Annotated in this window: 12 protein-coding genes; 6 read left to right on the top strand and 6 right to left on the bottom strand. The window is 67.5% G+C overall.

All coding sequences use genetic code 11. From position 1 onward, the window contains the following. Window positions 1–21 precede the first annotated feature (21 nt). From ABRP18_RS16410 to ABRP18_RS16385, 6 genes are all read right to left on the bottom strand, one after another. On the bottom strand, window positions 22–1,110 hold the full coding sequence (locus ABRP18_RS16410; RefSeq protein WP_058631739.1) for an ABC transporter permease: 1,089 nt from the start codon (window positions 1,108–1,110) through the stop codon (window positions 22–24). After that, window positions 1,107–1,991: an ABC transporter ATP-binding protein gene (locus tag ABRP18_RS16405; RefSeq protein WP_058631738.1), complete on the bottom strand. Its 885-nt coding sequence runs from the start codon at window positions 1,989–1,991 to the stop codon at window positions 1,107–1,109. The genes ABRP18_RS16410 and ABRP18_RS16405 overlap by 4 nt, the downstream gene beginning before the upstream one ends. A gap of 96 nt (window positions 1,992–2,087) precedes the next feature. Next, window positions 2,088–3,260: a benzoate/H(+) symporter BenE family transporter gene (locus tag ABRP18_RS16400; protein ID WP_349885042.1), complete on the bottom strand. Its 1,173-nt coding sequence runs from the start codon at window positions 3,258–3,260 to the stop codon at window positions 2,088–2,090. A gap of 38 nt (window positions 3,261–3,298) precedes the next feature. Then, window positions 3,299–4,129 (bottom strand): SDR family oxidoreductase, encoded by an 831-nt coding sequence (locus tag ABRP18_RS16395; RefSeq protein ID WP_349885041.1) that lies wholly within the window; start codon window positions 4,127–4,129, stop codon window positions 3,299–3,301. Between the two features lie 272 nt (window positions 4,130–4,401). Next, window positions 4,402–5,091, bottom strand: a complete 690-nt coding sequence (locus ABRP18_RS16390) for a response regulator transcription factor (protein ID WP_061016741.1) — start codon at window positions 5,089–5,091, stop codon at window positions 4,402–4,404. After that, window positions 5,088–6,353, bottom strand: a complete 1,266-nt coding sequence (locus ABRP18_RS16385; protein WP_349885040.1) for a sensor histidine kinase — start codon at window positions 6,351–6,353, stop codon at window positions 5,088–5,090. The genes ABRP18_RS16390 and ABRP18_RS16385 overlap by 4 nt, the downstream gene beginning before the upstream one ends. Window positions 6,354–6,502: 149 nt before the next feature. Between ABRP18_RS16385 and ABRP18_RS16380 the strand changes: the two genes are divergently transcribed. From ABRP18_RS16380 to ABRP18_RS16355, 6 genes are read left to right on the top strand one after another with little or no spacing between them, the layout of a single operon-like run. Continuing rightward, a complete protein-coding gene (locus ABRP18_RS16380) occupies window positions 6,503–6,940 on the top strand; it encodes a VOC family protein (RefSeq protein ID WP_171011015.1) in 438 nt (145 codons plus the stop codon). A 1-nt stretch (window position 6,941) separates the two neighbouring features. After that, window positions 6,942–7,634 (top strand): helix-turn-helix domain-containing protein, encoded by a 693-nt coding sequence (locus tag ABRP18_RS16375; protein ID WP_193761218.1) that lies wholly within the window; start codon window positions 6,942–6,944, stop codon window positions 7,632–7,634. Beyond that, window positions 7,631–8,302: a dihydrofolate reductase family protein gene (locus ABRP18_RS16370; RefSeq protein WP_193761219.1), complete on the top strand. Its 672-nt coding sequence runs from the start codon at window positions 7,631–7,633 to the stop codon at window positions 8,300–8,302. The genes ABRP18_RS16375 and ABRP18_RS16370 overlap by 4 nt, the downstream gene beginning before the upstream one ends. 35 nt (window positions 8,303–8,337) lie before the next feature. Then, window positions 8,338–8,895, top strand: a complete 558-nt coding sequence (locus ABRP18_RS16365) for an RNA polymerase sigma factor (RefSeq protein WP_179515749.1) — start codon at window positions 8,338–8,340, stop codon at window positions 8,893–8,895. Between the two features lie 51 nt (window positions 8,896–8,946). After that, window positions 8,947–11,805 carry a LamG-like jellyroll fold domain-containing protein gene (locus ABRP18_RS16360; protein ID WP_374168952.1) on the top strand — a complete coding sequence of 953 codons (2,859 nt, stop codon included), beginning with the start codon at window positions 8,947–8,949 and terminating at the stop codon, window positions 11,803–11,805. Between the two features lie 16 nt (window positions 11,806–11,821). After that, window positions 11,822–18,058, top strand: a complete 6,237-nt coding sequence (locus ABRP18_RS16355; RefSeq protein WP_349885038.1) for an RHS repeat-associated core domain-containing protein — start codon at window positions 11,822–11,824, stop codon at window positions 18,056–18,058. The last annotated feature ends 43 nt before the right edge of the window (window positions 18,059–18,101 follow it).

Genomic DNA, 18,101 nt, shown 5'->3' with positions numbered 1-18,101 from the left:
TCTCGGCGGCAAGGGAGGGGGCTAACCCCGCAGCGCCTCGCGGAGCTTGACGCGGGAGCCCATGCGCAGGAGCGAGTTCTCGTAGATCTTCGCGCCGATGACGATCGCGGCCACGCAGCTGGCGAGCAGGATCACGAGGCTCAGCAGCGGCTCCCACCACTGCGCCTCTCCCACGAACAGGCGCATCGGCATGCCGACCGGGGCGGAGAACGGCACGTACGACATGATCGTCAGCACCAGCGGGTTGTCGTTGAAGACGATGACCAGGATGTACGGCGCCATGATGAGCATCGTGATCGGTGTCGTGGTGGACCCGATGTCCTCCTGGCGAGAGACCATCGACGCCGCGGCCGCGAACATCGCCGCCAGCAGGATGAAGCCGAACAGGAAGAAGATCGCGAACCAGATGATGGGCGCCCCCAGCGTCGTGAGCACCTCCCGTTGACCGGTGACGATCAGGCCGATGGTGGCGACCGCCGCCAGGGCGAGGATCTGCCCCATCGCGAGCACGGTGTTGCCGATCACCTTGCCGGCGAGGAGCGTTCGGGCCGGGATCGCCGAGAGGAGGACCTCGACCACGCGGGTCTGCTTCTCCTCCACGACGCTCTGTGCGATCGTGCCGCCGAACGTCGCCGCAGCCATCATGAAGACGAGGCCGAACGCGATCGCGATGAAGTACCGCAGCAGCGGGTTCGTGGTCGCGGGCTCGAGGCTGACGATCTCGGGAGCGATCGACAGGGCTGAGACGATCTCGCCCGGGGGATCCTGCATCGCGATGATCGTGTATCCCGACGGTCCGTCGCCTTCGATCACCGCGGCATCGACCTTGTCATCGCGCACGAGCTGTTCGGCTGCGGCCCGGTCGGCGACCGTGGTGACCTCGACGTTCGGGATGGCCGAGACGGCGGAGGCGGTCTCCGCGGTCACGGCGATCGGCGTGGTCTCGGTGTTCTTGCTCGCGAACCCGCCGAACAGGATGCCGGCGAGGGCGAGGACCAGCAGGATGCCGGTGGAGATCAGGAAGGCCTTGCTGCGCAGCTTCGATCCGATCTCGCGCTCGGCGACGAGCCAGATGCCGTTCGAGCTGCGAACGGGGGAGGGGGTGCTCACTGGATGACCTCCTTGAAGATCTGGGCGAGGGACGGATGCTTGGGGGCGAAGCTGGCGACATCGCCACGCTGTACGGCGGACTGCAGCACGCGCTGGGCCGTCTCCGGGCCGTCCGCGTCGAACAGGGCGTAGCCGCCCTCGAAGTCGACCACCGTGACACCGGGCTCGGTGCGCAGCCACCCGGCGTCTCCGGCCGAGACCAGCTCGTACCGGTCGCGCGCGTGCTCGGCGCGGAGTGCGTCGCGTGAGCCCGCCGCGCGGATCGTGCCACCGGCGAGGATGACCAGGTCGTCGCACAGCCGTTCCACCACGTCGAGCTGGTGGGAGGAGAACAGGATCGATGCCCCCTTGGCCGCGCTGGACTGCAGGACACCCGCGACCACGTCGACGGCGAGGGGATCCAGGCCGGAGAACGGCTCGTCGAGGATGAGCACCTCGGGGTCGTGCACGAGCGAGGCGGCGATCTGCGCGCGCTGCTGGTTGCCGAGCGACAGAGATTCGATGGTGTCGTTCAGCCGCTCACCGAGCCCGAGTTCCGTGAGCAGCGAGGTCGCCCGCTCCATCGCCTCCTGCTTGCCGAAGCCGTGCAGGCGTGCGAGGTAGACGATCTGCTCGAGCACCTTCATCTTCGGGTAGAGGCCGCGCTCCTCGGGCATGTAGCCGAAGCGGCGCCGGTCGGCGGTCGTCAAGGGAGCACCGTCCAGATCGACGCGTCCGCCGTCCGACGACAGCAGCCCCAGCACGATCCGCATGGTGGTGGTCTTGCCGGCGCCGTTGCCGCCGACGAAGCCCGTGAGCCGCCCGGGGGCGACCGTGAAGGACACGTCATCGAGCACGCGCCGAGAGCCGTAGCTCTTGGTGATGCCGGAGAGTTCGAGCATTCCTGTGGTCATACCCTCACGCTACGGAGCACACGTGTCTCGGACATCCCCCGCATGGCGGACTCCGCAGGATCACCCGAGCGGGGGAGGAGGAGGTCAGTTGCGCGCGGTGTGCAGCACCGTGCGCACGAGGAGGCCGGCGACGAGGGCCCAGAACGCGGCGCTGACCCCGAGCACGGCGATCCCTGACGCGGCCACGAGGAACGTCACCACGGCGGGGATGCGCTCACCCGGGTCGTCGATGGCCTGCTGCACGGACGATCCGAACGCGGCGAACAGCGCGAGGCCCGCGACCGCCGGGATGACGGCGGCAGGTGCCAGCACCACGAGCGCGGCGAAGGCCGCCGAGAACACGGCGAGCACGAGGTAGGACACTCCGGTCGAGACCCCGGCGACCCACCGCCGTTTCGGGTCGGGGTCGGCGTCCGGCGAGGCGGCGAGCGCGGCGCTGATCGCGGCGAGGTTGATGGCGTGCCCGCCCGCCGTCGCACCGAGCGCCGTGCCGACCCCGGTGACGAGCATGGCCGGGTGCCACGGCACCTCGTATCCGAAGCTGCGCATGATCGCGACGCCAGGGACGTTCTGAGACGCCATCGTCACGATGAACAACGGCAGCGCGAGGCCCACGAGGGCGCCCACCGTGAACGTGGGAGCGGTGAATTCGAGGCGCGGCAGCAGCAGACGCGGATCGAACGAAGCGCCATCGCCGATCAGGGACACCGCGACCACCACGGCCGCAGCGGCGAACGCGAGCGGCACGGCCCAGCGCGGGGCGAGCCGCGCGAACACCAGCCAGGTGAGGACGACGGGCACCACACCCCAGGGATTCGCCACCAGACCGGTGATCGGGGCGAGGCACAGGGGCAGCAGCACTCCGGCCAGCATCGCCTGCGCGATGGACGGAGGGATGCGAGCGATCAGGGCGCCGAGTGCGGGCCACAGCGCCGTGAGCAGGATGAGCGCGGCGGTGACCAGGAACGCACCGACCGCGGCAGGCCAGCCGCCTTCGACCGTGCCCGTGGCCACGAGGAGGGCGGCCCCCGGCGTGGACCAGGCGACGGTGATCGGCATCCGATACCGCCATGCGAGCACGACGCATGCGAGACCCATCATGAGGCTGACCGCGAGCAGCCCGCTGGCCGCCTGCGCCGCGTCCGCCCCGACGGCGTCGAGTCCGGTCAGCACCACCGCGAACGAACTCGTGAACCCGACGAGTGCCGTCACCACTCCCGCCAGGATCGGGCGGGACAGGGGTGCGGCGTCGGGCATGGCTTCGAGGCTACCGCGGGTGGTGCACCGTCGCCCGGTCAGTCGCCGAAGAACAGCCGCGTCGACTCCGCGACGAAACCCGTCTGTCCCAGGTGTTCTCGCAGTCGGTGGTACTCGTGGGCGTCGACCCCGGCGACGTACGTGATCTGATCGGTGCCATCCGTGACCGCGCCGTAGGCGATCTCGGCGATCTCTTCGGCAGAGGAGCGCGTGGCGTCGCGAGCCGGGTCGCGGAATCGCCGAGTCGCGGCGACGAGCGCATCAGCGTACACGGCGTGGCTCGACTGATCGAGGCTCCGACCACCGAAGTCGGTGCGGATCCCTCCGGGGGCGAGTGTCTTGACGCGGATGCCGAACGGCTTGAGCTCGTAGGACAGGCTCTCGCTCCAGCCCTCCACGCCGAACTTCGCCGCGTGATAGACCGAGTTGAACGGCATCGTGACGAGACCGCCGATCGAGGTCGTGGTGAGGATCACTCCCGAGCCCTGCTCTCGGAATGCCGGAATGAACTCCTTGGTGACGCGCATCGGGCCGAGCAGGTTCGTCGTGAGGTTCTTCACGATCTGCTCGTCGCTGCTCGCCTCGAACGGTCCGGCGAGGCCGTATCCCGCGTTGTTGAAGAGCACATCGACCGGATGTTCGGCGAGGGTCTCCGCGACCACGCGCACGATAGCTTCGGCATCGTCGACGTCGAGCCGTTTGAGGATCACCCCGGGCAGGGCGCCGAGTTCCTGCTCCTTCTCGGGGTCTCTCATCGTCGCGATCACCCGCCAACCCCGTCCTGAGAACAGCGTGACGGCCGCGCGGCCGAGTCCGGTCGACGTGCCGGTGATGAAGATGGCGCCGGGTCTCGGCTCCGAAGCGCTCATGCGAGTCGCCGCACGCGGGGCGTCAGCACCCGGGAACAGTCCTGACCGCCGACGCGGAAGAGGGCCTGGTGTGACGACGCCGGGGCCTTCCCGTGCGGATGCTCGACAGTGGATCTCATCTCCGGCAGTGCTGGCGCGTTCATTCTCATCCCTCGGGCGTCGGTGGTCTCCAACGTCGGAAGAGATGGGGAATCCGCGCGTTCATAACGGAGAACGGGCGGATTGCTTCGACGGCGGTGTCGTGGGGGACCGAGACGGTGCGACGGCCGTGGCTAGGCGAGCCCCATGCGATGGGCGAGCACGACCGCCTGCACGCGATCGCGGGCGCCCAGCTTCTGCAGGATGCGTGAGACGTGCGTCTTGACGGTGGCTTCTCCGATGAAGAGCGCCTGCGCGATCTCGGCGTTGCTCCGAGCGTCGGCGAGCAGCGTCAGCACCTCGGCCTCGCGCTCGGTGAGAGGCTCGGCGAGCACGACCGGGATGGCGCCGCCCGAGGGAGGAACGGAGCTGGGGGCGGACACCGGCGGGGGCGTCGCGGCGAAGCGTGCCAGCACACGGCGCGTCACCTCGGGGGCGAGCATCCCGTCGCCGGCGGCGAGCGCCCGGACGGCCGCGATCAGATCTTCGGGACCGGCGTTCTTGAGCAGGAAGCCGCCGGCTCCGGCCTCCAGTGCCCGGTACAGGTAGTCGTCGCGGTCGAAGGTCGTGACGATTGCGATGGCCGCGTGGACCGCGGGGTCGGCGACGATGCGTCCGGTCGCTTCGATCCCGTCCATGTCGGGCATCTGCACGTCCATCATGATGACGTCGGGACGGAGGGCGGATGCCTGCGCCACCGCCTCCGCACCGGTCGACGCCTCGCCGACCACCGCGATGTCGGGCTGCGTGTCGAGAATCGTGCGGAAGCCGGCGCGCAGCAGGGCGTGGTCGTCGACGAGCAGCACGCGGATCGGATCGTTCATCGGCTCGCACCCGTCCCGGTCGCCGCGGCGAAGGGTACGCGGGCGCGCACGCGCAGGCCCCCGAACGGCCGGGGGGTCACCTCGAGCGTGCCACCAGAGGCCGTGGCGCGCTCGCGCATGCCCAGTTGGCCGAGTCCTGGCCGCAGCTGCGCCACCGGTCGTCCCGTGTTCACGATCTCGACCTCGACGCCGTCGTCGTCGTAGCGCACGCGGACGTCGGCGGTCGCGTCGGGTCCGGCGTGACGGCGGGCGTTCGTCAGCGATTCCTGCGCGATGCGGTACAGATTCACGGCGACGACCGAGGGAACGGGCGCGGGCTCGCCGATCACCGTGTACGCGGTCGGCAGTCCCGCCTCGGTCGAGGCCTCGGCGAGTTCTGCGATGTCGTCGAGAGCCAGGGTCGAGGCGCCGTCGGTCGGCTCTCCTCCCGGGGTCCGCAGAGTCTCCAGCAGTTGGCGCAGCTCGTGGATGGCGTCGCGCGCCGACCCCTCGATGCCCGTGAGGATGCGAGAGGCCTCCACCGGATCCCGCTCCAGCACCAGGCGCGCGGCCCCGGCCTGCACGCCCATGACGGACACGTGATGGGCGACGACATCGTGCAGCTCTCTGGCGATGCGCACCCGGTCGAGCGCGACGGCCTGGGCCGCGGTGACCTCGCGTTCGCGCTCGAGCTCGGCCGTCCGCTGCTCGAGCACGGCCAGCTGTGCCGCCGCTGCCCACGAGCGCTCACCGAAGTAGTAGGCGCCGCCGAAGTAGAGCACGTTCAGCAGCAGTTGGATGAGCATGAAGGCCACGTAGGGCGACATGGCTCCGGCGATCACATCCGCCTTGTCCGCCTCGCGGATCGCGTCGCGGTACATGGTGATCAGCAGCCACACGAACATGCTGACGATGATCCCGACGCGCACGATGAGCGCACGCCGGCGGTTGTTCATCCAGGCGCCGACCGTGTAGATCGCGATGAACATGGCGATGTTGCCGACGTAGATCTCGGGGATGCGGATCGTCACGGCGGTGAAGTAGGCGGCCACCACGATGACGGCGACGGTGCCTGGCCAGCGCCGGCGCACGGCCAGGGGAGCGGTGACGACCACCGCGTACACGAGGGCGGTCCACAGCGGCGCCTGTTCGTCGCCGTACATCTCCGCGATCGAGGAGAGCGCTGCGCTCAGCACGGCACCGACGAACAGCACGGTGGCGAGCACGAGATCGCTGCGCCGTTCGCGCTCGGTCGGCGTGCGGATGAACGGGGCGGCGGACATCCCTCCACCGTAGGGCGGGCCGTGGCGGCGCCGCATCCCTCGTGTGGGGGATCGTTCCGAGCTTGCTATTGACAAGCGTGATTGCTTTTAACAAGCTTGTCCTCAACGAGCTCACCGACCGATGAGCTCACACCTCCGGAGGAGCCATCATGACCAAGGTGTTCGTCAACCTGCCCACCACCGACCTCGAGCGCGCGAAGGCCTTCTACACCGCGCTCGGCTGCGAGATCAGCCCCCAGTTCACCGACGAGAATGCGGCGTGCGTCGTGTGGAGCGAGGACATCTACTTCATGATCCTCAAGCGCGAGTTCTTCTCGACCTTCACCGACAAGCCCATCGCCGACCCGAACGAAGTCGTCCAGGTCTCGGTGGCGTTCAGCCAGGACTCCCGCGAGGAGGTCGATGCGATCCTCGCGAAGGGTCTGGCGGCCGGTGGCGCCGAGCCGAAGCCCGTACAGGACTACGGCTTCATGTACTCGCGTGACCTCGACGACCCCGACGGCAACTCGCTCGGCTTCCTCTACATGACGCCCGAAGCCATCGAGAACGGCCCGGATCACGTGGCCGACACCGCCACGTCGGCCTGACATGGCGGCGCGCAGCTACGGCCAGTACTGCGGTGTGACGACGGCCGTCGAGCTGATCGGGGAGCGGTGGGCGCTGCTCATCGTCCGTGATCTGCTCGTCGGACCGCGTCGGTACACCGACCTCAAGCAGGGCCTGCCGCGCATCCCCACCAACATCCTGTCCACGCGACTGAAAGAGCTGCAGGAGGGTGGGGTCGTGCGACGTGTGCCGCTGTTGAACTGCGGACTCGTGTACGAGCTCACCCCCTACGGGCGCTCCTTCGAGCCGATCATGCTCGCCCTCGGACGCTGGGGCTTCCAGGCGATGGGAGACCCGGACGAGGGCGACGTCGTCACGGCCGATTCCCTCACGATGGCGCTGCGCACGGCGTTCGTCACCGAGAGCGCGCTGGACGCGGAGTACGAACTGCACGTCGGCGATGTCGCCCTCCGTGCATCGGTGCGCGACGGCGAGCTCCGCGTCGCGCAGCTCGCTCCTCCGGCGCCTCCCGTCGGCGGGCGCACCCCCGAAGGAGAACCGGATGCGGTGATCGTCGCCGGTCCCGGCATCCGCCGCCTCATCGGCGGCGACATCACCCCGGCCGAGGCGTTGGCGCAGGACGTCGTCGCGGTCGTCCGTGGCGATGCATCGCTGTTGGACTCGTTCGCCGACACCTTCCACATCGCACGACTGACAGTGGGGAGCACGACATGAACAACCAATATGCCGATGAACAACAGGCGCCCGATGAACAACAGACACCCGGTCGCATCCTGATCGACCTCTTCACCTCTCTCGACGGAGTCGCCCAGGGTCCCGGCGGCACCGATGAGGACACGTCGGGCGGATTCCGGTTCAGCGGGTGGCAGGCCGGATACCCCTCCTCCGGCGTCGGACCCGAGATCGAGAAGGGCATGCGCGGTCTCGATGCGCTGCTGCTCGGGCGGCACACGTACGACATCTTCGCCTCGTACTGGCCGCATCACACCGAGGGCGAATCCGGCGACATCGGCACGCTCTTCAACCGCGTGCCGAAGTACGTCGCGACCCGGGATGCGGATCTCGCGCTCGACTGGGAGGGCAGCACGCGCGTCGGTGTCGACCTCGCCGCGGAGATCGCGGCGATGCGGACGGCCCATCGCGAGGTGCATGTGATCGGCAGCATCGATTTCGTGCACACGCTGCTCGCCGACGGGCTCTTCGACGAGCTGAACCTCTGGGTCTACCCACTGCTGCTCGGAGCGGGCAAGAAGGTGTTCGACGACAACGCGTTGCCGAGCGTGCTGCGTCTGCTCGAGCCGCCGATCACCGACGACGCCGGGGTGACACTGCTGCGCTACGCACGGACCGATCGGGTGCCGGAGGTCGGCACGTTCGATTGACATGAAGCGCGCCCCTGGTGCAATACGATCCGAACGTGGGGGTTGGAAAGCAGTCGCGGCAGGCGGAGCGCGTCGCAGCCTTCCAACGGGTCTTCGAACAGAATTGGGCTCGTGTTCGACACCACATCGAGTGCGTGGTCGACGACCCGGATGAGGTATCGGATCTCGTCTCCGACGTGTTCACGCTCGCGTGGTCGAAGCTGGATGAGCGCAAGCCACTCGGCTTGATCTGGCTGCTGCGCGCCGCGGACAACAAGCTCAAAGATCGTGAGCGCAGGAGACGATCCGAGGTCAGGGCGATGGATGCCCTGCGTCACGGCGTCGGGGGCCGACGCCAGTCCGACGTCCTCGATGCCATCGCGGTGCGTCATGCGATCGAGACCGCCTTGACCCCACGGGAGAAGAGGATGGTCGTCCTCTTCTACTGGGACCGATTGGCCGCGGGGGAGATCGCCGAGCTGCTGCGTTGCTCGCAGTCGGTGGTCTTCACGACATTGAGCAGGGCGCGGGTGAAGCTGGAACGGGAGCTCGGACTCGACCGCCTCCCCGAAGCCTCCATTGCCCGAGCGGCGAATACCTTACAAAGGGATTGATCGAGGAGATGGATATTGCGCACGCTCCCAGCTGAACCATAGCTTTCGTCTGTGAATCTCCTTCCTTCGGGTTCGCGCAGGCTCGCGCGTTCCGGCCTCGGGTCTGTCTGCGTCCTCGCCATCGTCCTGAGCGGGGGAGCGTTGTCGGCATCGGCCGCGCCGACGGCAGGTGCAGCAAGAGAGCTGTCGGTGCAGTCGTTCCGCGATATCCGGGAGCGTGCGGTCTCGTCTGCGGCATCTGCGGCTCGCGCTACCGGGGAACCGGTACCGGTCGTGGGGATGATCACCCCCACAGAGCAGACGCTGGCGATGCCGGATGGGACGATGCGGTACGAGGCATCGAGCGTGCCGGTGCGGGTCGAGCGGGGCGGTGACTGGGTACCCGTCGACACGACACTCGCATCGACCGGCGAGTGGTTCGAGCCGATCGCCTCCGCGGCTCCCGTGCGCTTCTCGTCAGGCGGCACCGACCGGCTCGCTCAGGTGCAGGCTGAATCGGGCGAGTGGATCACCGAGATCTGGCCCTACGGGATCCTGCCGACCCCGGCGGTCGAAGGGGACACCGCGACCTATTCTGAGGTGCTGCCCGGTGTCGACCTGAAGATGGTCGCGACGAAGACCGGGCAGGCGTCGATCTACGTCGTCAAGACCGAGGAGGCAGCGCAGTCCGCGAAGCTCGACGGTCTTCACGTCGTCGTCGAGAACGCAGAGCTGAGCGCGGACTCGACGGGCACCGTCACCGCGGAGACAGGGGATGAGTCGAGCATCGTCGCCGGTCAGCCGCTGTGGTGGGACTCCTCCGAGGGGGGCACCTATCGCGAGCCGGGCGGCGAAGCACCGCCGTTGCCCGTGACGCACGACGTGGGGGCGGACCGAGTGCTGCTCGACGTGGGCGATTCGGTGACGAAGCACGAGAAGCGCGACGGGGATGTCGTGTATCCGATCTTCGTCGACCCTGACTGGTCGTCGGGGATCACAGCCTCCTGGTACACGGACGCGGCCTATCCGAACCAGTCGTACCTGTCGGCGGGGGCTTCCGATGTGCTGCGCGTCGGCATCTACCAGCAGTATCGCTCGGACATGTTCTTCCAGTTCCCCATCGGCGCTCTGGCGGGCAAGGTCGTGACGAGCGCCCGACTGAACACCACTCAGCTCGCGGTCGCGTCCAGCGGGGCGGGTGCGATCCAGGTCCACACCTATGGGATCAAGCCGACCGGGTTCACCTGGGCGCAGGAACAGGCGTGGAACGCGGCAGGAACGGGTGGGTGGAGTGCCCCGCTGCAGGCTCCGTGGTACGGCCCCGGCCTGGGCTCGGCGCCGATGGCGGTGGGCTGGAACGTGACATCGGGCGTGCAGGCCAAAGTGGGGGCGTCTGCCATTCAGTTCGCCTTCACTTACACGAATGCGAACCTGCCGTCGCGTCGTCACTACAGCCGCGCGGCAACGCTCATCGTCTCTTACAACACCCTGCCGAACACGCCCACCGCCCCGTCGTTCACCTCCCCTTCGCGTGCGTGTGGCACCGCTGCGGCTCCGGCCGCGGTCGGTCAGACGGACGTCGCGGTCGCGGTGAATCAGACGGATCCCGACGGAGGAAGCGTCGGTACCAACTTCTACCTGGCCAAGGCCGGCAATCTCGGTGTCCTCGTGCAGACACTGGGGTCCGGCCTCGCCGCCGGAGGGACGAAGACAGTGACGTTCACCGGCCTGGTCGATGGCGAGACGTACGCGTGGCGCGGGAGAGGTCAGGACACGACGCATCATGGCACCGGCTACAGCGAGTGGTGCTACTTCACGGTGGATACGACGAAGCCGGCTGTGCCGGTGGTGGAGGCCCCGACGGGTGCTTCCTATGCCGTCGGGACTGGAGTCCCGTTGTCGGTGACCGGGGCAGCGGATGTCGCGGGATACGTCTACTGGGTGACCCCCACGCAGCTGGTCGCCCCTGCACCTCCGGTGCCGGCTGACGGCACGGTCTCCGTGGCTGCGGCCCTTCCGAACTGCGCGACCACAGTGACCAACAGCGTCCGGTGGGCCTGCAAGACCGGCAGCGGGGCGACGACCGTCACCGTCGCGCCTGTCGACTCGCTGTCGACGGTGTGGGTCTCCGCCTACGACAAGGCGGGCAATCAGTCTGCTCCCACAGGGCATCCGCTCTATCCCGGCGGGAACACCGGGACCCCGGCCACCGCCGCGAACCTCGACGCGGGACACGCCTGGCAGCTCACGACGATGTCATCGCCGCTTCCGGAGGCGATTCCGGACTCCAACCCATGGATCGGTGCGAACGCCATCGACCTCATGATCCCCGCGACTGCGTCGACGACCACGACGGACCTCCCCGACTTCCCGGTCGCCTCGCCCGTGCTCTCCACGAACGTGGCGACCGCAGGATACGAGATCACCGCCCTGGCGGCTCCCGTCGACGCGTCCAAGAGCTTCTCCTTCAGCCTCTGGGTCAAGCCGGCACACGTGGCGCCGACGTCCCAGATCATCGCCATCCAGCGGGGCCAGGGCATCGGGACGATGCAGTTGCAGATCACCAGCACCGGCAAGTACGCCTTCTGCCTCGGCGAGCAGTACGTGAACATGAGCAACACCGCCCGCGACAACAACTGCGTCACCGGGGGAACGGTCCTGCCCAGCACTTGGCAGATGGTCACCGGGATCTGGGATGCCGCGAACCAGCAGCTCCGCCTCCACATCGGCAACTCCATCACGCCGGTCGCCGTCAACAGCCACGTCAACGGCAGCGGTGATCGCTCGGCGAACGGAAGCTTGATGTTCGCCCCGGGCCCCGACAGCCTCCGGTTCATCGGGCTCATCACGAACCCCGTCATGGTCCCCGGTGTCGTCGACCATGCGCAGCTGGCGCGAATGGCCGCCTTCGAACTCCCCTTCACCGACTGAGTACCGGAGACTGACCATGGCGCGTCGGAGCACCCGCACGATTCTTACTGTTCTCACCACCTCGGTGCTCGCGTGTGGAGTGCTGGTCGCGGCTCCGGGAGCAGCCTTCGCCGAGTCGCCGACACCGACCGTCGAGACCCCGGTCTTCGGCGATCCGGTACCGGGTTCGACGGTCAGCGAGGCGGATGCGGGCGCCGACCCGCTCTCGTCGGTGAACTCGGCCACCCCCGAGGTCATGGAGATGCCGTCGCTGGAGAGCACCGACGTGGTTCTCGAGCAGTCGGATCTGGAGGGCGTCACGACCGACGCGGCGGAAGGCGCGGAGGGGGCTGCGCCGGCGACTGTGGCCGGGGAGTGGAAGCCGCTCGGCGATACGGGGCTTGCTATCGCACCCGCGTCCGGCATCGGGGCGGCCGAGAAGGAGAACGCAGCAGAGAACGATGCCGAGAACGATGCCGAGAACGCGGAGGGGGAGGAAGGCGACGCGGCGTCTCAGAGCCCGTCCGTGGTCGTGGAGATCCTCGACGAGAAGGCGGCGGCCAAGAAGGGGCTCGACGGCATCGTCGTCTCTCTGGCGCAGCAGGACGCGGAGGAAGAAGGGGAGCCGGTCGCGGTGCGGATGCCTCAGCAGCTGCTCGCCGGTGCCTATGGCGGCGACTTCGCGAGTCGCCTGGAGTGGGTGCAGGTGCCCGCGTCGACGAAGCCGGAGGACGTGTCGGAGAAGGCCGTCCCCGTGGCGACCGCGGCGACGGACGAGGGGCTGGTGCTCACACCGAAGGTCTCGAAAGAGCCGATGATGCTCGCGGCGGTGTCGGGCGCGAGCAGCGCGAACGGCACGGGCTCGTATGCGGCCACACCGTTGAAGTCGTCGTCGACGTGGGACGTCGCAGAGCAGACCGGCGCGTTCACGTGGAACTACGACATGGCCGTCCCCGCTCCCGGTGCGGGGCCGACGCCGTCGGTGGGCCTGTCATACAACTCGCAGTCGGTGGATGGGCTCACAGCATCGACGAACAACCAGCCGTCGGTGGTGGGTGAGGGATGGGACCTCACCGCCGCCGGGTTCATCGAGCGCAGCTATATCCCGTGCGCGAAGGATGACGGTGCCAGTGGTGCGGTCACGACATCCGGCGACCTGTGCTGGAGAACCGACAACGCCACGGTATCGATGGCCGGGCGGTCGGGCGCGCTCATCAAGGACACGGCCAGCGGTGTCTGGAAGCTGCAGAACGATGACGGCACCCGCTTCGAGCGCCTTGTCGGTGCCGCGCAGGGCTGTGCGGCGAACGGAACGGTGAACAACGAGTGCTGGCGGATGACAACGACCGACGGCACCCAGTACTACTTCGGTCTCAATCAGCTCCCCGGGTGGTCCGCGGGCAAGGCGACGACGAACTCGACCTGGACGGTGCCGGTGTTCGGCAACGATGCGGGGGAGCCGTGTCATGCCTCGACGTTCGCGGCGTCTTCCTGCTCGCAGGCGTGGCGGTGGAACCTGGACTACGTCGTCGACGTGCACGGCAATGCGCAGACGATGTACTACACGGCGGAGACGAACAAGTATGCCAAGGGCGGTTCGGGAGCGACCGCGTACCAGCGTGGCGGTGCCCTCACGCGCATCGAGTACGGGCTGCGGGCCACGGACCTCTTCGCATCGAAGGCCGCGGGGTACCGCGTTCTCTTCAGCTACGACGGGAAGGGCCGATGCAACGACGCCACCGGGTCATCGTGCACGGCTGCGGCCCTCGACAGCGCGGTGATGCCGGCGAATCCGGCCAAGTATCCCGACGTGCCGTTCGATCAGCTGTGCACCGGAACCTCGTGCAGTGCTTCGCAGATCGCACCCTCGTTCTTCACGAACGCGAGCCTCGTGAAGGTGGAGTCGCAGGCGAAGGTCTCGGGCGAGTACTCGACCGTCGACTCCTGGGCGCTCGGGCACTCGTACCCTGATCCCGGCGACGGGACATCGGCCGCGCTCTGGCTCACGCAGGTTCAGCGGACGGGCACAGCGGCAGGGCAAGCGGCGATCGTGGAGCCGGCGACGGTGTTCTCCGGCGTCACGATGCAGAACCGGGTGTGGGTCGTCGATGGTCTGGCCCCGCTCGACAAGTGGCGGTTGAGCTCGATCAAGACGAGTCTCGGCGGCGTGATCAGCGTGAATTACCAGGGCCAGCAGTGCACGCCGGCTCAGGCTGCAGGAATCCTCGGCGACCTGCCGAACAACACGAACTGGTGCTTCCCGGAGTGGTGGGTGCCGCAGTCGACCATCCCGCTCGGCGGACGGCAGGACCTGTTCCACAAGTACCCGGTCTCCTCGATCCTCGTCAACGGTGTGACGGGGGGCCCGCTGAGCCAAGTGCAGCAGACGCAGTACTTCTACGGCACGCCGAAGTGGCGGTACAACGATTCGCCCCTGACAGTGGCGAACTCGCGCACGTGGAACGTGTTCGCGGGGGTGAACACCGTGGAGGTGCGTGAGGGCGACCCGGCCGTACCCGCGGCCCAGAAGGTGTCGAAGTACACGTACTACCAGGGCATGAACGGAGACAGGGCGGCTGCCGGCGGAGGCACGAAGACGGTGAACGTCACCGGCACCAGCATCCCGGACGACCGCTGGTTCGCCGGACAGCCGTATCAGCAGCAGACGTTCAACGGTGTCGGCGGAGCTCTGGTGTCGACGCAGGTCAGCACGCCGTGGGCCTCGAACGTCACCTCCAACGACGGCGCGCGGCAGGCGCGGATGGGTGGCGTGCAGAGGACAGTCGTCACCGAGCCACTGTCGACCGGTGGTAACCGCACGCTCGAGACCCGTACGACGTTCGACGGAACCTACGGCTATCCATTGACGGTGTCGACGATCCCGTCGGATGCCACGGGCAAGTGCGTCACGACGACATACGCCGCCGCGAACACCTCCGCCTGGATCATCGGTCTCCCGAGCGAGGTGCGCACGGTCAACGTCGCGTGCGACGGCGTGGCCGGCGCGCAGTTCCCGCGCGACCTGGTCAGCGACGTGAAGACCAGCTACGACGGCCTGGCCTGGGGTGCGGCCGCAACGAAGGGGCTGCCGACGTCCGTGCAGGTGGTGGACAAGTACGACAACGGTCAGCCGCATTGGGTCACGAAGGAGTCGTCGACCTATGACTCCCTCGGACGCCTGCTCACGAAGACGGATCCGCTGGGGCGTTCGACGTCGACGGCCTACACTCCGGCGACGGCCCTACCGCTGCTGTCCACGACCGAGACGAACGCGGCGCCGTTCTCCTGGCAGACTGTGACGACGCTCGAGCCGACGACCGGCGCGAAGACGAAGATCGTCGACCCCAACGGGTCGACCACGACGATCGCGATCGACGGTCTCGGGCGTTCGACGAAGGTCTGGCTGCCGCTGCAGCCGCAGGCCGCGAACCCTGCGGCGCCATCGATGTCGTTCTCGTACACGTTGTCGCAGACCGCTCCGAACGCGATCAAGACCGACACCCTGACCGGTGGTGGCATCGTGTCGAAGTACCAGCTCTTCGACGGTCTCGGGCGAGAGACCCAGACGCAGAGCCTCGCCGTCGGAGGCGGCACGGTCGTGAAGACCACGAACTACGACAACCAGGGTCGGGTGCACTTCGTCGACAACGACTACTGGACGGCATCCATCACTCCGGGAACAGCGTTCTTCACGCCGGTGACGGAGAACAACATCCCCTCGCAGGTCATCACGGCGTACGACGCCGTCGGGCGCGCGCTGACGTCGACCCTCAACACCACGGGGTCCGTGCACTCGCAGACGGTCAACGCCTACCCCGGTGCAGATCGGGTCGACACGGTTCCGCCGGTCGGGGGCACCTCGACGAGCACGTTCACGAACTCCCTCGGGCAGAAGACCAAGCTCATCCAGTACCTCGCGGCCGGCATCACCGGCACCGGACAAGCGACGACGTTCGCCTACGACGGTGGCGATCGGATGACGAAGATGACCGATCCGGCTGGCAACGATTGGACCTGGACGTTCGACCTGCTCGGCAACCGTATCGGCCAGGACGACGCCGACTCGGGCGTATCGACTGCGACATACGACCTCGCCGGGAACATGACCTCGACGACGGATGCCCGTGGCAAGACCGTGACGACGACCTACGACGAGCTCAACCGCAAGACGGCCTCGTACGCCGGTACATCTTCGGGGTCGATGCTCTCATCGTGGACGTACGACACGGTCAAGAAGGGTCTCGTCACGACGTCGACCGCCTACACGGGGTCGACTCCGGGCACCCCGGGGCTTGCGTACAAGACCACGGTCGGCTCGTACGACGCGGCGGGCAATCCGCTCGATTCGACGCTGTCGATCCCGGCAGGTGCACCCGCGTTCGCGGGCACGAGCTACAAGACGACGCTCTACTACAACGCGGACTCGTCGTTGCTGGCGAAGCAGATGCCCGCCATGGGCGGCCTTCCGGCGGAGACGATCCGCTACAGCTACGACTCCTGGGGCAAGCTGAGCGGAGTCCGTGGCACCTCGATCATCCTCGCGAACACCGTGTACTCTCCGATCGGGCAACTGTCGCAGTTCAACCGGGTCAACGGCTCCACGAGCACCGCATACTCGACCTACGGCTACGACGCCGCGACGGGGGCGGTGCTGTCGATCAAGGACAACGCGGTGTTCGGCGATCTGGGGCACTATGTGGCCGATCGGGCGTATACCCGCGACGCGGTCGGCAATGTGACCTCGGCGACGATGAGCTCCGTGCTGCCGACGGAGGGGACGCAGAAGGCCTGCTATTCCTACGATTCGTTGCGGCAGCTGACGCGGGCCTGGACTCCGAACGCATCGACGGAGTGCGGGGCCACGCCGTCGGCGAGCGGGATGGGTGGGCTCGAGCCGTATTGGCACGAGTACACGTACGACAACGCCACCGGAAACCGCACGGGGCTCGTGAAGCGTTCCTCGATGGGGACGGCCACGACCGCGACCTACACCTACGCGGCAGCGGGCGGCGACCGTCCGCACGCGGTCAACGCTGTGACAGGCCCGGCCGGAGTGGGGCCGGGTTCGTACTCGTACGACGCGGCCGGCAACATGACCGGGCGCCCCGGCCAGACGATCACGTTCAACGACGCGGGCAAGGTGTCGAAGGTCGTGGCCGGGTCCACGACGCAGGACACGGTCTACAACGTCGACGGCAGCATCCTGCTGCGCACCAACACGACGGAAGGTTCAACGCTGTTCGTAGGTGACACCGTGCTGAAGCAGGCGACGGGATCGACGGTAATGGCGGGCGTACGGACGTACAGTGGTGCCGAGGGCAAGCCGATCGCGGAGAAGTCCGCGAAGACCGTAACCGCCGGCACAACGCTGACGTGGTTGTTCTCGAACCTGGAGGGGACGGTGGACGTGCAGACGGTGGCGAACGCGACGGGTACGACCACGCGCATGCTCCGTGATCCGTACGGTGCCCCGATCGGATCGTCCGGAGTGTGGGGCAGTGGGACCGGGTACATGAACAAGCCCGTGACCGCGTCGACGGGCCTGACCACGGTCGGTGCGCGCACCTACGACCCCGTGCTAGGGAAGTTTCTGTCCGTGGACCCTGTGATCGACACGAACCTGCCGCAGCAGAACACCGGTTACACGTACTCGGGCAACAACCCCACCACGTACATGGACCCGAGCGGGATGAAGTTCGCCTTTGAGATGGCTTCTTCGAGCCCGAGCGCTTGGAAATACGACGCCGGATTCAAACCTGGTTCAAAACTGAATGAGATGTTCGGCCAGCCGTGGACGTTCAAAAAGCCCAAACTGGCGACCTCGCCGAAGACGATGCTCGAGAAGAGAACGCGAGCCATCGTTCCTCCGTCGCCATGGGCTCCCCGAGGTGGCCCTTACATTGCCATCAATCCCGATTGGAAGCCGCCCACACCCGAGGTGGGCGTCGCCGGAACTGTTTGTGTGATCCTTTGCGTCGGGTACCAACGAGGGATCCGAGGGAGCCATGCGATTAACGTTTCAGCAGGCCTTCGGGTAGAGGCCAGCTTCGGAGTTCAGACCACTATGGAAGAGTCTGCGGGGCAAATCGGGCCCTACATCGTGGGTGAGTGCGGAGCCACTGGTGGGATCGGCCCGACTGCCTCCGTTGGTCTAGGTTTCACGACTCAGCAGGATAAGCCTGACGGGTTTCGTATGAACACCACGAGTTCGGGCGGTATAAGGTTCGGAGGTGGTGGTGGGTGTTCAGCTGGACTGAGTTTCCCCCTGCCTTGAGCGAGAGGGGCAACCACGGGGTTGTATCTGAGCGAGACGAAAC

Source organism: Microbacterium sp. WHRI 7836, from assembly GCF_040223885.2.
Classification (GTDB): Bacteria; Actinomycetota; Actinomycetes; order Actinomycetales; family Microbacteriaceae; genus Microbacterium; species Microbacterium oxydans.
Note: the sequence above shows the minus strand (reverse complement) of the source record. Positions and strands in the feature narration are given on the sequence as shown.

Excerpts from the sequence above, each read along its gene's own strand:
- ABRP18_RS16405 (WP_058631738.1), bottom strand. The coding sequence starts at position 1,991 with ATGCTCGAACTCTCCGGCATCACCAAGAGCTACGGCTCTCGGCGCGTG.
- ABRP18_RS16400 (WP_349885042.1), bottom strand. The coding sequence starts at position 3,260 with ATGCCCGACGCCGCACCCCTGTCCCGCCCGATCCTGGCGGGAGTGGTG.
- ABRP18_RS16395 (WP_349885041.1), bottom strand. The coding sequence starts at position 4,129 with ATGAGCGCTTCGGAGCCGAGACCCGGCGCCATCTTCATCACCGGCACG.
- ABRP18_RS16390 (WP_061016741.1), bottom strand. The coding sequence starts at position 5,091 with ATGAACGATCCGATCCGCGTGCTGCTCGTCGACGACCACGCCCTGCTG.
- ABRP18_RS16385 (WP_349885040.1), bottom strand. The coding sequence starts at position 6,353 with ATGTCCGCCGCCCCGTTCATCCGCACGCCGACCGAGCGCGAACGGCGC.
- ABRP18_RS16380 (WP_171011015.1), top strand. The coding sequence starts at position 6,503 with ATGACCAAGGTGTTCGTCAACCTGCCCACCACCGACCTCGAGCGCGCG.
- ABRP18_RS16375 (WP_193761218.1), top strand. The coding sequence starts at position 6,942 with ATGGCGGCGCGCAGCTACGGCCAGTACTGCGGTGTGACGACGGCCGTC.
- ABRP18_RS16370 (WP_193761219.1), top strand. The coding sequence starts at position 7,631 with ATGAACAACCAATATGCCGATGAACAACAGGCGCCCGATGAACAACAG.
- ABRP18_RS16355 (WP_349885038.1), top strand. The coding sequence starts at position 11,822 with ATGGCGCGTCGGAGCACCCGCACGATTCTTACTGTTCTCACCACCTCG.